The organism is Streptomyces sp. SCSIO 30461 (assembly GCF_037023745.1).
Classification (GTDB): domain Bacteria; phylum Actinomycetota; class Actinomycetes; order Streptomycetales; family Streptomycetaceae; genus Streptomyces.
On sequence record NZ_CP146101.1, the window covers coordinates 63,682 to 79,507 of the forward strand.

The following is a 15,826-nucleotide window of genomic DNA, read 5'->3' on the forward strand; positions in this document are numbered from 1 at the left end:
GTCGGGGGCCCGGACCGCCGCTGAGGGGGGAGTCAAGGGCGGCCCGGGCGGCTGGGGAGGGATTCGGGCAGTCAGGTCGATCAGGCGGAACGGGAGGTCAGACGGGCCGGGCAGGTTCAGGCGGGCCGGACGGCGAATCCGGCTCGGTCGGACGGCTCGGTGTCGGGGATCCAGTCGCCGTGGATGCCGGCGGGAACCCTGCGGGGGAGCTCGACCGCGGCCACGGTGCTCAGGTCGCCCGCGTCCAGGACGAGCAGCTCCGACGCATCGGCCTTGAGGTCGCTGACGATGGTGAGCAGGTAACCGTCGTCCTCAGCGGAGCCGCCGTCGGCGGGCACGAAGACAGCCTCGCCCGGCATCCGGCCCTCGCCGTGGGCGAACAGCTGCTGCTGCCCGCTCCGCGAGTCCAGCTTGACGGTGTGGTAGCCCGACAGGCCCGCGCCGGGGAAGGCGATGGCGTAGCTGTAGCGGTAGTCCGCACCGGTGTGGGCCTCGTTGATCGACGGGAACTCGGTCACCAGGTCGTTGAGCGACTCGGTGGTGACCCTGCCCCTGGCCGGGTCGATGACCCAGCGGTAGAAGGTCGAGCCGGCGTCGGGGCTGGTGCCGTAACCGGGGGCACCCACCCACCACTTCCACGAGTTCTCCCAGGCGGAACGGTCGAAGCGCGGTGCTTCGAGGACGATCCGGCCCCGCGCGTCGGTGTAGGCGTTGGCCACATGCAGCAGCGCGGCCTGGCCGGGCGCATCGAACCAGGTGGTCTTGCCTCCGGCACGCGGCATCACACCGATACGCAGCGGGACGTCGTCGTGCCAGCGGTAGGGGATTCCGGATTGCTCGGCATGGTCGAAGACCACCGGGGAGTTGATGAAGACGACGTGCTCGCGGGTGATGGCGAAGTCGTGCATGAGCGAGGGACCGGAGCCGTCCACGACCTCCGACCTGGCGATGGCGCCGGAGGCGTCGGCCACGTAGTAGGTCAGGTACGGCGGGAAGGGGCTGTAGCTGAAGAAGTGCAGCTCGCCGGTCTCCGGGTCCTCCTTCGGGTGGGCGGTCATCGAGCTGGTGAGCTTGCCGCCGAAGTCGTGGACGCCGATCGTGTCGAGGTCGGCGCTGACCTCCCAGGGCAGGTTGGCCTCCTGGAGGGCCAGATAGCGGCCCCCGTGGAAGATGATGTTGGTGGCGGCGGCGCTGACTTCGAGCTCGGTTCCGGTGAACGGCACCCCGTCCAGGAAGGGCGTACGCACCCAACGGTTGCGGTACCACTCGGCCCGGCCGTTCTGGAGGCGGACTCCGTGGAGCATTCCCTCGCCGCGGAACCAGTGGGTGGGCGTGACACCCGGCTTCGGGTTGTGGCCGTTGCGGAAGTAGCGGCCGTTCAGCTCGGGCGGGAGGGTGCCGCGCACCTTCAACTCGTGGCCGGTGATCTCGTCGGTGACGGGGGTGAAGTGACCGCTGATGTAGGGCTTGTCGAGAGACATGTTCAGGCCTTTCGGGTCGAGAGAGCCGAGATGAGGAGGGTCAGGACGGCGCAGGCCAGGAAGGCCGCGCCAAAGGTGGGAAGCAGGGCCAGGAAGGAGAGGCCGATGGCTCCGCCGATCTGCCGGGTGGCGTTGACCAGCCCGCCGGCCAGGCCGTTGTCGGCGGGCTGGACGCCCGATGAGGCCATCGCGGTGAGCCGGACGAAGGCCGCCCCCAGCCCGGTGCCGATGAGGAGCGTCGGGCCGAGCAGGTCGATCGGGAAGCTTCCGTCCGCCGGGGTCCGGGACAGCCAGGCCAGTCCGGTCGCGAGGACCAGCAGGCCGACCGGGAGCACATGGCGGCTGGAGACCTTGCCGGTGACCCACGACGAAAGGGTGATCATGAGGGCGAGCGGCAGCTGGGTCAGCCCGGCCTCCAGCGGGGAGTAGCCGAGGGCCCGCTGCTGGTAGAGCGGCAGGAAGTAGAAGAGGCCGAGCCAGACCGCGCCCAGCAGTGCCATCAGGACGTTGGGCACCGCCACCACCCTCATACGCGCCGGCAGCAGCGGGGCGGCGGCACGGCGCTGGAGCACCGCGAACACGCCGAGCAGCGCCAGGCCGATCACGGCGAGCGGCCAAGGGCCCGACAAGCCGTAGGTGAGCGCCACCAGCCCTGCCGTCACCGTCACCGCCCCCGCCGCGTCCAGGGTTCCGCCGCGCGGCCGGTCGGCCTCGACCAGCAGCCGGGTGGCCACCAGGACGGCCAGAGCGAGAGGCACCATCACGAAGAACACCGCACGCCAGCCGAACAGACTGGTGAGCAGCCCGCTCAGCAGCACACCCGCCGCGCCCCCGGCCCCCGAGACCGCGCCCCACACCCCGAGCGCGGTGCCACGCCGCTCCTTGCCGGAATAGAGCGTCAGCACAAGGGCGAGCGCCGTGGGCGCAAGCATCGCGGCGCCCATTCCCATCGCCGCCCGGCTGACGATCAGCACACTCGCCGTGGGTGCCAGTGCGGCGCCGAGTGCGGAGAGGGCGAACAGGCCGACGCCGAGCAGGAACACGCGGCGAAGGCCGTACACGTCGCCCGCCCGCCCACCGGGCAGCAGCAGTGCGCCGAAGACCAGTACGTAGGCGTTGACCGTCCATGCCTGGCCCGTGTCCGACAGTTCGAGTCCTGTCCGGATCTGGGGCAGGGCGACGTTCACGATCGAGGTGCTCAGCACGACCAGGAACTGGGCCGTGGCCAGGACCACCAGCGGTATCCAGCCGGTTGTGGGCCGTTGCGTTGCGGTGCGGGTCATGGCTAGACACTCGCAGCGGGCGTTCGCCGCTCGCGTCGGTAGTCATCACCTATACGGCTCACGGCCGCTGACCTGTAGGCGAGCGGTCGATGCGCAGGTCGCGGCGGTCCTGCACCGCAGGCGGCAGCGGTCGCTCGTCAAGCGGAGGGCGTCGACCGCAGGCAGTGACCGACGCTCGGCAGGCAGCGCCACCGTTCCCTGGGTGGTTGCCGGCGCTCCGCAGGCGGCTTCCACCGTTTCGTGGGCAGCTGCCACCGCCCCCTCAGGCAGTCGTCGGCGCTCCACAGGCGGTCGTGGCCGCGGGGCGGGCAGCCACGGCCGCGCCGTCGACGACCGTGATCATCCCGGCGTTTCCCTGCGGCGCGCGACCGCATAGGTTTTCGGACATGCCCGAGACGAATACGGATGTGCTGATCGGCCGCCAGGACGAGATGCGCCGGCTCGACACCCTGCTCCGAGCGACGCGGGAGGGCCGGGGCGGGGCCCTCGTCCTGCGCGGCGAGCCGGGCATCGGCAAGAGCGCGCTGCTGCGGCGACTGGACGAGGTCGCGGACGGATTCCTCGTCATCCGAGCGTCCGGCGCCGAGTTCGAGATGGAGCTGTCCTTCGCCGCGCTGCACCAGTTGCTCGCACCCGTCACCGGACAGCTGTCCGCGCTGCCCGCGCCCCACCGCAAGGCGCTGGAGGTCGCCTTCGGCCTCGACACCGGAGCACCCGACCCCTTCCTGGTCGGTGTCGCGTCGCTGGGCCTCCTGGTGGAGACCGTGCGGGAACGCCCGGTTCTCTGCGTCATCGACGACGCCCAGTGGCTGGACCAGGCCTCGGCCAAGGCACTGGCCTTCCTGGCCCGCCGGGTCTCGGCCGAATCGATCGCCCTCGTCTTCGCCGCGCGCGAGCCGAGCCTCCTGCCCGAGCTGGACGAGCTGCCCGGTCATTCGCTCCAGGGCCTCGGTGAATCCGATGCCCGCGCGCTGCTGGCCGAGGTGGTACGCGCCCCGCTGGACGAGCGGGTACGCGATCGCATCCTGGCCGAAGCCCGCGGCAATCCCCTCGCGCTGGTGGAGCTGCCCAGGACGGCAGGACTCGCCGGAATGGCGGGCGGTTTCGCCCAACCCGTCTCGGTACCCGGTGTGGTCGAGCAGAGCTTCCGGTCACGACTGGAGCTCCTGCCGCCGGCCGCCCGGCTGCTGGTGACTCTCGCCGCCGCCGACCCGATCGGCGACCCCGGCCTGCTGTGGCGTGCCGCCGAACTACTGGGCATCGACGCGGCCGCCGTGGCGCAGTCCGTTCCGCTGGTCGAATTCGGCACCCGGATCCGGTTCAGCCACCCCCTCGCCCGCTCTGCGGCCTACCGCGCCGCGGCCCCGGACGAGCGGCGCAGGGCGCATGAGGCATTGGCCGCCGTGACCGATCCGGTCGCCGACCCCGACCGGCGGGCCTGGCACCGCGCCCAGGCCTGTGCCGGCCCGGACGAACAGGTCGCCGCCGAGCTCGAAACCTCCGCCACCCGCGCCCAGGAACGCGGTGGTGTCGCCGCGGCGGCGGCCTTCCTCGAGCGTTCGGCCGCGCTCACGGTCGACCCGGCCCAACGCGCCGAGCGGGTACTCGCCGCGGTCCAGGCCAAGCTCTCGGTGGGCGACTTCGACACGGCGGCCGACCTGCTCACCACCGTCCGCACGGACGACCCGAGCCAGGCCGCCAAGGCCGACCTGCTCCGCGGCAGGCTGTCGTTCGTCCGACGCCGAGGGGACGAAGGCCCCACGGCATACCTGCTGCGTGCCGCCGCCGGGCTGGCGGCCACCGATCCCGCCGGGTCGCGGGAGTGCTACCTGGACGCCATCGAGATGGGCCTGCTGCTCGGCGGTCTCGACCAGGTGGTGGACGCTGCCAGGAAGGCCCCGCATGCGGATGCGCCGGTGTCCGGTGCGGCGGCGGTGCTGAGCGGTCTGATCAGCCTGGTCGGCGAGGGGCATCAGGCCGCGGGGGAGATCCTCAGGCCGGTCGTGGGCGACGCCGATGACGAGGTGTGGGCGAGGCGGCCGTCACTCGGCTTCATGGTGGCCACCGAGCTGTGGAACTTCGACGCCCTGAACGGCATCGCCGCCCGTGCCGTCGCGGCCGGCCGTGAGTCGGGCTCCTTCCACGCGCTGCCGATCGGCCTGGCCATGCAGGCCACCGTGAGCGCGCACACGGGCGACTTCGGTGCAGCGATGGAGCAGATCTCCGAAGAGGAGGCGATCGCCGACGCCACCGGCGCGGCGCCGCTGGTCTACCCGCGCCTGCATCTGGCGGCGATGCGCGGGCGGCGCGATGAGGCCATCGAGCTGTTCGCGTCGGTGGAGCACCGGATGAGCCTCAGCGTGCAGTGGGCGACAGCCGTCCTCAACAACGGCCTGGCCGACTACCCCGCGGCGCTGGCGGCGGCTGAGCGGGCGGTCGAGTACGGCGCGGTCGGCACGGCGGGCCTCGCCCTGCCCGAGTTGGTCGAAGCGGCGGTGCGGTGCGGCGAGACCGAAGTCGCAGACGCGGCCCTCGCATCTCTCCGGGAACGCTCCCAAGCCGGCCGGCAGGCCTGGGGACTCGGCGTCGAGGCTTATGCGCGGGCCCTGGTGACCGGGGACGAGTCCGCCTACCAGGAGGCGATCGCTCTGCTCGACGACAGCGCACTGGCCGTCTACCGCGCCCGGGCCCATCTGCTGTACGGCGAGTGGCTGCGCCGCCAGGGCAGGCGGCGGGACGCCCGGTCCGCGCTGCGGCTGGCGCACGAGTCGCTGTCCGACCTCGGTATGGAGGCGTTCGCCGAGCGGGCCGCCGGCGAGTTGCGCGCCACGGGCGAGCAGGCCCGCAGCCGTACCTCGAAGGCATCGGACCAACTGACGATGCAGGAGGTGCACATCGCCCGCCTGGTCGCCGACGGCGCCACCTCCAAGGAGGTCGCGGCGAAGCTGTTCCTGAGCCCGCGCACGGTCGACGCGCATCTGCGCAACATCTTCCGCAAGCTCGGGCTCACCTCACGCAGGCAACTGCGGGACCTGCCCGACATCCGTTAGCCGCATGGTGGTGGCCGCGGCCTCGTGACCGTTCATCGACTCCACGGGGCCCGGCCAGCTCAGCCCGTACTTGGCCCGGTAGGCATCGGAGACGCGCTGGACGAGCTCCGGGTCTGCCACCGGCTGAAGGGTGACGGACAGCCGGTGCCCGTCCACCTCAACCTCCGTGTCCGCGCGCCCCAGGACCTGGCTGTACCAGGCACTTCGCCCTCCGAACGCCGAGCGGACGTACGCCTCCCCGTCGAGCACCACGACCCAGATCCTCCTGGCCGACCAGCGGCCCTCCGCGTCCCTTGTCCACAAAGCGATCTCCGTGCGATCCATGGCAGTGTTCATGGGACGACCTTCGCCGTGCGTGCGCTACGTACGCGTCGGTGGTCATCACCTAGAAGGCTGCTGAAAATCTTGTTGTGGGGGCGGTCCGCCGGTGGCGGGGCCGCCCTCCGTGCTTCACGGTGTGGCCGGGGTCAGGGTCCAGGTGCCGTCGGCGGCCACTTCGAGGCCGAGGTTGACGAGCCGTCGGAGGTTGAGGGCGGCGGCTCGGTTGCGGAGCCAGGTGTCGTTCTTGAGGGTGCCGAGGTAGCGCAGTCTGCGGTTGCCTTTGGTGGTCAGCCAGGCGATGCCGCGTTCGACGGGTGGCCGCCAGCGGCGGTAGGTGTCTTTCCAGGCGGGGTCGGTGGCCTGGGCACGGGCGTCGGCCAGGCGCTGGTGCTGGGGGTGGACTTGCAGGACGCGGCCGGTCTTGGAGGTGGTGCAGCGTTCGCGCAGCGGGCAGCCGGCACACAGCTTCTTGAACTGAGCCTGCCGCAAGCCGGTCTTCCGGGGCTTGCCGAGGGGGACGATGTGCCCGGCAGGGCAGGTGACCTGGCCGTTCTCGGTGTCGATGTGGAAGTCGTCGCTGGTGAAGCCGCCGGGCACGGCCGCGCGAAGCGGGGGTGGTTTGAGGACGGCGTCGTGGCCCTGCTGTTCGAGGTGGTCGCGCAGGTCGGCGGTGCCGTAGGCGGAGTCGCCGAGCACCTCGCACGGCTCGTCCTCGGCGGCGAGGAGGTCCTCGGCGATCTTCGCCTCGTGGTTCTCGGGGCCGCAGCCCGCGGCGAGGGCGACCTCGGTGAATAAGCCGGTCTCCGGCTCGACGGCGACGTGGCCCTTGAAGCCTTCCTGGTGGCGGGTGCGGTTCTTGTGGATGTGCCTGGCCTCGGGATCGACGGTGGACACCACGCGGTCGCGGACGGTCCCCTGGGTGATGCGCCAGCGCCCGTCGCGCCCGTCGGAGCCCTCGGCGGGCTCCACATCCTGGCCCGCGACCAGCGCCAGCAGGCCGACCGCGTTCGCGGCCCGCTCGCCCAGCTCCTGCTCGGGCAGGCGGCCCAACAGGTTGAGCGCGTCCGTGACCAGCGCGTCCACCAACCCGGCGCGGGCCTGCTCGTCGTCCCAGGCGATCTTCGGCTTGCCCGGGTCGGTGTAGTCGTGAGCGGTGCAATGCCCGGCGGCGACGCGGCCGGCGCCGGGGACCTCGCGGATCACCCGGCGGATCGCCGAGATCAGCTGGGTGACCGTGTCCTGGGTGGCCACCGCGTCGTCGAACACCGTGGAGTCCAGCGCGCGGCGCCGCTTCCCGCGCAGGATGCCGGTGGCGGCCACGACCTCCTTGACCCGGGTGAAGATCCGCCCCGGATCCGAGGACCGCTGCAGGCGGCGCCGGAAGTAGGTCAGCAGCGACGGGTCGAACGCCGTGTCGTTCAGCCCCAGTCCGCACGCCGCCTTCCACCGCAGGTCGCACCGCAGCTCCAGCACGGTCTCCACATCCGAGGTCCCGAACAGGCTCTGCAGCACCACCGCCGTCGCCAGCACCTGCGGCGGCAGGCTCGGCCGCCCGTTGGCCGAGGGGTACATGTCCGCGAACATCTCCGGCGGCAGCAGCCGCTCGCGGTGCTCGGCCAGGAACGCGAACACACTCCCTGCCGGGATCAGCTCCCGGCAGGTCTCCCACACATCCGGCCCGACCGTCTCCCCGGCCCATTCCCCCTGCACACACAGCAGTCTGGCCCCGCGGGGCCACCCGCGGGGCCCAAACCCGAGATTTTCAGTGATCTTCTAGATGCGGGCTCTCCCACCTGAACGCACACCCACAGGCTCCCGAAGCCTGCGGCCGATTCCGCCTTCGCTCACGGCCGTGCGGGTTCCGCGCTCACGGCGATGCCAGTTCCGCGGCCGGGTTCCCGCCCCACCGCGCCCGAGGGGGCACCTCCTCGCCCTTCATCAGAAAGGTGTCCGCAGCGAGTTGTGCCCGGTCGCCGACGGTCGTGCCGTAGTGGACGAACGCTCCCACCCCGAGGGTCACACCGTGCCCGATCGTGACGTGGTCGGACTTGAAGGCACCGTCTTCCTGGGAGTGCGACTGGATGACGCTCGCGGCGTTGAGGGTGCACTCGTCTCCGATGCTCACCAGAGTCCGTTCGATGAGCGTGCAGCCGTCGTCGAAGACGTGCCGGCCCACCTTGGTACCCAGCAGCCGCCACACCAGGGACTTGAACGGAGTGCCGTTGAAGACCTGCATATAGCGGTGCGAGGTCAGCTTCCAGAAGCGTTCGTGCGACCAGAACGCGGGGTCGTAGATCGAGCAGTACAGCGGCTCCAGGCTCCTGAAACCCGTGACCGCCCGCTCGACCAGAGTGAAGAAGACGACGGTGAACGCCATGGTGAGCAGGCTCGCGAGCCCCAGCACCGGTGCACCGTGGAGGTGGTAGAGGTCGATGGCGGCCATGGCGATGAGGGCGAGTACGAAGAAGTGGAACCACCGGGCCACCAGATGGAGGCTCGCGGTGACGGCGTTGTGCCGGTTCTTGGCCGCCAGACGCCGCCGCAACTCCTCGCCCGTGGCCAGATGGTCGAACCGGGTGTCGCGCAGCACCGTGCGCGGTATCTCGAAGCTGGGCGATCCCAGCAGGCCCACGCCTTCGCGTACGGGTCCGTCGACGGGGACCATGACCTTGGTCGCGAGCAGGCAGTTCTCGCCCGTGCGCCCGCTCGGGGGGTAGGCGATGTTGTTGCCGAGGAAGTTGCTCGGCCCGATCACGGTCCTGGAGCAGCGGAAGGACGTGCTGGAGAAGTCGGCGTTGATGATGGACAGGCCGTCGGCGACCATCGTTCCACCGCCGACGGTGCTCAGATAAGGGCTGTCGTGCTTGACCAGCGTGCCGAAGTTCGACCCTGTCTGCTCGATGCGGCACAGGTCGTACCCCAGGCAGCGCAGATAGTGCACGATCGCGGAGCTGTCCCCGAACAGCGTGGTGAAGAACCTGATGTTGGTCAGCCGCAGAATGGCCCGCTGGATTCCGTAGTGGAAGCCGTAAAGGGGATAGACCTTGTACGGCTTGATCACCAGGCCGAGCAGCCGCGGCAGCGTGCCCACCAGGAGCAGCCCCACCAGCAGGGCGCCGAAGAAGGCCACCAGGGAGGCCACCAGGGCGTCGAGGAAGAACATGGGACCGGTGACCGCCGGGGTCACCGGGTTCAGCACCCCGCTCAGCCGCGGCATGACCGTGAGCACCAGGCTCACACCCGCCACTGTCAGCGGCAGGTACAACAGCAGCAAGGCCGCCAACTGGCCCAGACTGTAGAGGATCCTGCGCAGGGTTCCGCACTCGGCGGGCGCGACGGCCGCGTAGTCGGTCGTCGCCGGCTGCGCCGGCGAACCGTGCCAGGTCTCACCAGCGGGAACGCACTGTCCCGGCTGCAGGGACGAGGCATGGCCGAGTCGGGAGCCGTCGCCCATCGATGTGTCGATGTCGAGCACGGTCTGCTCATGGACGGTCACCTCCGCGCCCAGGGTGACCGGTCCCGTCTCGATCCATCCGTCGTGCGCCCGGTAGCACGAGAGGAACACGTCCTTGCGGACAAGGGCATCGCGGCCGACGGTGAACAGATCAGTACAGACAGGTACGGTGCGCGACAGGATCGTCACGCCCTTGCCGATGTGCGCGCCGAGAGCCCTCAGATACAGCACATACAGCGGTGAACCGGCGAGCAGCCGTGCCGGACTGGTCCGGATCAAGGACTTCACGCACCAGAAACGCAGATAACCAGGACTCCACACACGGATCTTGCACCGGGTGAAGCGGCCGACGAGCGCCCACTTCGCGACGATCGGAAGGGCACACAGGCCGAAGAACACCGCGACGCCGAAGAGGACCGCCCTGACGTAGAGCTCCACCGCCCCCGAGCCCGCCACGACCCACTCGTAGCCCTCGATGGCGACGAGAGCCCCCAGACAGGAGAAGACCAGGAAAAGGAGTAGCTGGGCCGCCCCGCAGAGCAGATACGGCAGGGTCCGCACCCCGGACTCATCCGACTCGGCCGACGCCTCGCCGGCGGCCTGGACCGACGTGTGCGCGACAGTGGCCGGCGGCGGGTGAGCCGGAGCCGTGGAGACGTCACTTCCCGGAAACGCGGCGGCCAGGCTGCGGATCGTCGAATGCGCGTAGACGTCCTTCATCGACACCGTCGGCAGGTCGTCCCGCTTGCGCACCCGCGCGCAGAACTGCGCCATCACCAGCGAATCAGCACCCAGATCATCGAAGAAGTGGCTCTCGATCGGCACCTGCTCCACCCGCAGGACGCCGGCCAGCACCTCGGCCAAGCGCACATCCGTGCCGGCCGGCGAGCGGGCCGCCGTCCCGGCAGCCGCCGCGTCACCTCCGCCCCGGGAAGGGGCCGTACCCGGGAAGGCCGCGGCCAGGCTGCGGATCGTCGAATGCGCGTAGACGTCCTTCATCGACACCGTCGGCAGGTCGTCCCGCTTGCGCACCCGCGCGCAGAACTGCGCCATCACCAGCGAATCAGCACCCAGGTCGGTGAAGAAGTCGCTGTCGACCGGTGCCTCGCGAGTCTGCAGTACGTCGGCCAGCACCTCTGCCAGCAGGGACTCGATACCGCGTGAGATCCCGACCCTGGCCGTACTGCCTGTCCCGACCTGGGCCGTCTCGGTCCCGGCGGTGTCCGTGTCCGCATGGGCGGCACGGGCACCGCTGCGAGGACTCACGGCCGTTCCCCCGAAACCCATGGGCCCGCGTCGGCCCGAAGCGCGATTACCGGGTCATGGGCGCCGATCCGAGCGCCTTCCGTCAAGAACATTACGAACTCACCCGCAGTCGGTGCTGCCTCCGTCGGCTGTTCCGCGTCAAACGTCTCTTCTTCGATTAAGCCCGATCGGACCACTTCTGTCCTGCCACGCGACCCCTTGAGCCGATGGGGTGGTCACTGGCGCACGACCGTGCCGCAACGGCCACCGCAGTCGCCCGACCAGCACGATGGACGGTCTGCACCGCCGTGAACGGCACGGCGGCAGCTCAAGGAGGTTCCGTGACCGCCCAGCCGCAGTCCGACGAGTCGCCGCGCCACGACGACCTCCGCGCCATGTTCGTCAACTGCACGCTCAAGCGGTCACCGGAGGTCAGCAACACCGAAGGGCTGATCGACAAGAGCCGCGCCATCATGGAAGCCAACGGCGTCACCACCGAACTCGTCCGGGCCATCGACCACGACATCGCGACCGGCGTATGGCCCGACATGACCGAGCACGGGTGGGCCACCGACGAATGGCCCGCACTGTACGAGCGGGTGATGGCGGCCGACATCCTGGTGCTGGCCGGGGCGATCTGGCTCGGTGACAACAGCTCCGTGATGAAGCGGGTCATCGAGCGGCTCTACGCATGCTCGTCTCAGCTCAACGACCGTGGGCAGTACGCCTATTACGGACGCGTCGGCGGATGCCTGATCACCGGGAACGAGGACGGCGTCAAGCACTGCGCCATGAACGTCCTCTACAGCCTCCAGCACCTCGGGTACACCATCCCGCCCCAGGCCGACGCGGGCTGGATCGGAGAGGCCGGGCCAGGGCCCTCCTACCTCGACCCCGGCTCGGGCGGACCCGAGAACGACTTCACCAACCGCAACACCACCTTCATGACGTGGAACCTGATGCACCTCGCCACCATGCTCAAGCAGGCCGGCGGCATCCCCGCCCATGGCAACCAGCGCTCCGGGTGGGACGCGGGCTGCCGCTTCGACTACCCGAACCCCGAGCACAGGTAGTAGGCGAGCGGTGGGCGGGAGGGCGCCCCGCCACCCGCCACCCGCCGGACGTCTCGGACGGCAGATGGCCGAGACGTTCGCCGAGGCCCATCGGCTTCACCGCGATCCGCGGCGCTGGGAGATCGACCACGGATCAGGGCCCACACGTGTCCTATGTCACGATGTGGGCCCTTTCACGTAGAACACGGCACAGAGCACAGGATGAAGACCGGCACGGAGGACGAAAAACGGGCCCTCACCAAGACTTCCGTCCTTGGCGAGAACCCGTTTCATCGGTTTCTCATGGTGCGCGAGGGGGGAGTTGAACCCCCACGCCCTTGCGGGCACTGGAACCTGAATCCAGCGCGTCTGCCTATTCCGCCACCCGCGCATTGGGTGTTGCCGCCCCACCCCCACCTTTTCGGTGCGAGCGCCTTGCGACATGCAGAACACTAGCACGCTGCGGAGGGTCCGTTCACATGCGTTTGTTTCGCCTCCGGCTGGTGGAGGAGACAAGGAGGAGTGCCGGAGACAGGGCGGGGCCCACGACCGACAGGAGGGGGCTCTCGACCGACAGTGCGAGGTACGGAGAGTGGACAGGCAGGGGCATTCGGTCGCACAGCGTGATGGGCGGGGCGACCGGCGGGCAGGGCACCCTGAAGGGGTTCGCCACCTCACACCCGAGGAGCTTCCCCGGTGCGGGACACTGTGAGGAGGCCGCATCTACGATCCGTATGGCGATCCGTGTGAGAGGTGACACTCATCGACGGGGCAGGGAAGGGGAACCAGCCGTTTTCCCCACGCGTGGATACGATCGGTAAGCAGTACCAGGGCGACAACACCGGAGGAGGTGCCCCATGGGAGTCATGAAGCGTTTCGAGCAGCGACTCGAAGGCCTGGTCAACGGCACCTTCGCCAAGGTCTTCAAGTCCGAGGTGCAGCCCGTCGAGATCGCGGGCGCCCTCCAGCGCGAGTGCGACAACAACGCCACTATCTGGAACCGCGAGCGGACCGTCGTCCCCAACGACTTCATCGTGGAGCTGAGCACGCCGGACTTCGAGCGCCTCAGCCCCTACTCGGGCCAGCTCGGCGACGAGCTCTCCGGCATGGTCCGGGACTACGCCAAGCAGCAGCGGTACACCTTCATGGGCCCGATCAAGGTCCATCTGGAGAAGGCGGACGACCTCGACACCGGTCTGTACCGGGTCCGCAGCCGCACACTCGCGTCGAGTACGTCACAGTCGCCCGACCGCGTGCCGGACCGCGGCCCCGCCGCCGGCGGCCCCCAGGGCTTCTCCCCGAGCGCCCCGCAGGGCGGGGGTTACGGTTACCCTCCTGCTGCGGCACCTCCCATGCCGTCGGCACCACCACCCGGGACGAACCGGCCGGGCTCCACTCCCGGGCGCCCGGGAGGCTCGGCGCCCGGCGCCCAGGTGCGCCGCTGGATCGAGATCAACGGCAACCGTCACCAGATCTCACGCCCGACGATGGTGCTGGGCCGCAGCACCGACGCGGACGTACGGATCGACGACCCCGGCGTATCCCGCCGCCACTGCGAGATCCGGACCGGCACGCCCTCGACGATCCAGGATCTCGGGTCCACCAACGGCATCGTGGTGGACGGGCAGCACACCACCCGCGCTACGCTCCGCGACGGCTCGCGGATCGTCGTGGGCAGCACAACCATCGTTTACCGGCAAGCCGAAGGGTGAAGCGGGGGCAATGTCAGAGCTGACCCTGACGGTCATGCGGCTGGGTTTCCTGGCCGTTCTGTGGCTGTTCGTCATCGTGGCCGTACAGGTCATCCGCAGCGACCTGTTCGGTACGCGCGTCACCCAGCGCGGCTCGCGCCGGGGCGCCGAGAACCGGCAGCAGCAGACCGGCACCGCGACCGGCCGCCAGCCGTCCGCGCCCCCGCAGCAGCGCCAGCAGCAGGCCGGCCGCCAGCGCCGCGGGGCCCCGACCAAGCTGGTGGTCTCAGAGGGCAGCCTCACGGGCACCACGGTCGCACTGCAGGGGCAGACCATCACGCTGGGCCGCGCGCACGACTCGACCATCGTCCTGGACGACGACTACGCGTCGAGCCGGCATGCCAGGATCTATCCCGACCGTGACGGACAGTGGATCGTCGAGGACCTGGGGTCGACCAACGGCACCTATCTCGACCGTGCCCGCCTCGCCACCCCGACGCCGATTCCGCTGGGCGCGCCGATCCGTATCGGCAAGACCGTCATCGAGCTGCGGAAGTAGTACGACAATGAGCGAGCGGAGCGAGCAAGCCGCTGCGATCCCCATCGGGACTTCCGCAGCGGTACCGGCACTGGGCCGGGCCCGGCGGCTCCCGACCGGAGGGTGGGCAGTGTGGCTCGAGACCGGCTGTACCCCGAAGCAGCGTCGACAGGGCAGGTGCGCATGAGTCTGTCACTGCGCTTCGCCGCCGGATCGCACAAGGGCATGATCCGCGAGGGCAACGAGGACTCCGGCTACGCCGGCCCCCGACTGCTCGCCATCGCGGACGGCATGGGCGGCCAGGCCGCCGGAGAGGTCGCCTCGTCCGAGGTGATCTCGACCCTGGTGCAGCTCGATGACGACGTCCCGGGCTCCGACATCCTCACCTCGCTCGGCACGGCCGTGCAACGGGCCAACGACCAGCTGCGCGCCATGGTCGAGGAGGACCCCCAGCTCGAAGGCATGGGGACCACCCTCACCGCACTGCTGTGGACCGGCCAGCGCCTCGGACTCGTGCATGTCGGCGACTCCCGCGCATATCTGCTCCGTGACGGGGTCCTGACCCAGATCACCCAGGACCACACCTGGGTGCAGCGCCTCGTGGACGAGGGCCGGATCACCGAGGAAGAGGCCACCACCCATCCGCAGCGCTCCCTGCTGATGCGCGCGCTGGGCAGCGGCGACCACGTCGAGCCCGACCTCTCCATCCGCGAGGTCAGGGCCGGAGACCGCTACCTCATCTGCTCCGACGGACTGTCCGGCGTCGTGTCCCACCAGACGATGGAGGACACCCTCGCCAGCTACCAGGGCCCGCAGGAGACCGTGCAGGACCTGATCCAGCTCGCGCTGCGCGGCGGCGGCCCCGACAACATCACCGTGATCGTCGCGGATGTACTCGACGTCGACGGCGGCGACACCCTCGCGGGTCGGCTCCACGACACCCCGGTGATCGTCGGCGCGGTCGCCGAGAACCAGATGCCGCTCGGCGACAACAGCGCCATGCAGACCCCCGCTGGGCGCGCCTCCGGCCTCGGCCGCCCCGTCCCGCCCGCCGCCGGCGGCTTCGGCCCCCCCGGCAGTGGCGACGGAGCGGGCTACGGCGGAATGCCCCCGGAGGGCAGCTACGGCTCGTACGCCGACGACGACTTCACCAAGCCGGTCTCCGCCGGACGGAAGTGGCTCAAGAGATCCCTTTACGGCACGCTCGCGCTCGCCGTGCTCGGAGGCGGTCTGTACGGCGCCTGGCGCTGGACCCAGACCCAGTACTACGTCGGCACCAACGGCAAGCACATCGCGCTCTACCGCGGTATCAGCCAGGACCTGGGCTGGGTCTCGCTCTCCGAGGTCGAGAAGGACCACCCCGAGATCGAACTCAAGTACCTTCCGCCCTATCAGCAGAAGCAGGTCAAGGAGACCATCGCCGAGAGCAGCCTCGGTTCCGCGCGCGACAAGATCGTGGAGCTCTCCACCCAGGCAACCGCCTGCAAGAAGGACGCGCAGCGCGAAGCCGCAGCGGACACCGCGCCCGCAGCACCTCCCGGTGAGGGGCAGGCCGGTGGCACCACCGGCACCAAGCCCTCCGACCAGTCCGCCCAGACCAAGCCGAACGCAGCTCCCTCTCCGGGCCCCACCCTCTCGGAGGAGGAGCAGAAGCTCGCCACGAACTGCGGCAAGCAGTGAGCGGTACGAGCGGTAAGCGGTAGACCCGTAG

The 15,826-nt window shown here is 70.1% G+C and carries 10 protein-coding genes and 1 tRNA gene; 5 read left to right on the forward strand and 6 right to left on the reverse strand.

The window, feature by feature from the left end:
- Positions 1 to 116: 116 nt before the first annotated feature.
- Entirely contained in the window at positions 117 to 1,481 is a 1,365-nt protein-coding gene (locus V1460_RS00290) for a carotenoid oxygenase family protein (RefSeq protein ID WP_338671409.1), read from the reverse strand.
- Between the two features lie 2 nt (positions 1,482 to 1,483).
- The gene (locus tag V1460_RS00295; RefSeq protein ID WP_338671410.1) at positions 1,484 to 2,764 is read right to left on the reverse strand and encodes an MFS transporter; all 1,281 of its coding nucleotides are present in this window, start codon (positions 2,762 to 2,764) and stop codon (positions 1,484 to 1,486) included.
- Between the two features lie 386 nt (positions 2,765 to 3,150).
- On the opposite strand from V1460_RS00295, the gene V1460_RS00300 reads away from it, so the two are divergent.
- Positions 3,151 to 5,814: a LuxR family transcriptional regulator gene (locus tag V1460_RS00300; protein WP_338671411.1), complete on the forward strand. Its 2,664-nt coding sequence runs from the start codon at positions 3,151 to 3,153 to the stop codon at positions 5,812 to 5,814.
- Here V1460_RS00300 and V1460_RS00305 read toward each other — a convergent pair.
- The 3 genes from V1460_RS00305 to V1460_RS00315 all read right to left on the reverse strand — a co-directional run bounded on the left by V1460_RS00305 (position 5,776) and on the right by V1460_RS00315 (position 10,855).
- Positions 5,776 to 6,150 carry a DUF2255 family protein gene (locus tag V1460_RS00305; protein WP_338671412.1) on the reverse strand — a complete coding sequence of 125 codons (375 nt, stop codon included), beginning with the start codon at positions 6,148 to 6,150 and terminating at the stop codon, positions 5,776 to 5,778. The two genes, V1460_RS00300 and V1460_RS00305, sit on opposite strands and share 39 nt — an antisense overlap.
- Positions 6,151 to 6,264: 114 nt before the next feature.
- Positions 6,265 to 7,845 (reverse strand): IS1182 family transposase, encoded by a 1,581-nt coding sequence (locus V1460_RS00310; RefSeq protein ID WP_338671414.1) that lies wholly within the window; start codon positions 7,843 to 7,845, stop codon positions 6,265 to 6,267.
- Positions 7,846 to 8,002: 157 nt separating this feature from the next.
- Positions 8,003 to 10,855, reverse strand: coding sequence for a Pls/PosA family non-ribosomal peptide synthetase (locus V1460_RS00315; protein WP_338671415.1), 2,853 nt, complete (start codon positions 10,853 to 10,855; stop codon positions 8,003 to 8,005).
- A 374-nt stretch (positions 10,856 to 11,229) separates the two neighbouring features.
- On the opposite strand from V1460_RS00315, the gene V1460_RS00320 reads away from it, so the two are divergent.
- The gene (locus V1460_RS00320; RefSeq protein WP_338677834.1) at positions 11,230 to 11,907 is read left to right on the forward strand and encodes a flavodoxin family protein; all 678 of its coding nucleotides are present in this window, start codon (positions 11,230 to 11,232) and stop codon (positions 11,905 to 11,907) included.
- Positions 11,908 to 12,190: 283 nt separating this feature from the next.
- On the opposite strand, the gene V1460_RS00325 is transcribed toward V1460_RS00320, so the two are convergent.
- Positions 12,191 to 12,277 (reverse strand) — tRNA-Leu (locus tag V1460_RS00325).
- 466 nt (positions 12,278 to 12,743) lie between these two features.
- Here V1460_RS00325 and V1460_RS00330 point away from each other — a divergent pair.
- From V1460_RS00330 to V1460_RS00340, 3 genes are all read left to right on the forward strand, one after another.
- Complete coding sequence (locus tag V1460_RS00330; protein ID WP_338671416.1) at positions 12,744 to 13,598, forward strand: DUF3662 and FHA domain-containing protein; 855 nt, start codon at positions 12,744 to 12,746, stop codon at positions 13,596 to 13,598.
- Positions 13,599 to 13,608: 10 nt separating this feature from the next.
- A complete protein-coding gene (locus V1460_RS00335) occupies positions 13,609 to 14,136 on the forward strand; it encodes an FHA domain-containing protein (RefSeq protein ID WP_338671417.1) in 528 nt (175 codons plus the stop codon).
- A gap of 162 nt (positions 14,137 to 14,298) precedes the next feature.
- Positions 14,299 to 15,795, forward strand: coding sequence for a Stp1/IreP family PP2C-type Ser/Thr phosphatase (locus V1460_RS00340; protein ID WP_338671418.1), 1,497 nt, complete (start codon positions 14,299 to 14,301; stop codon positions 15,793 to 15,795).
- The last annotated feature ends 31 nt before the right edge of the window (positions 15,796 to 15,826 follow it).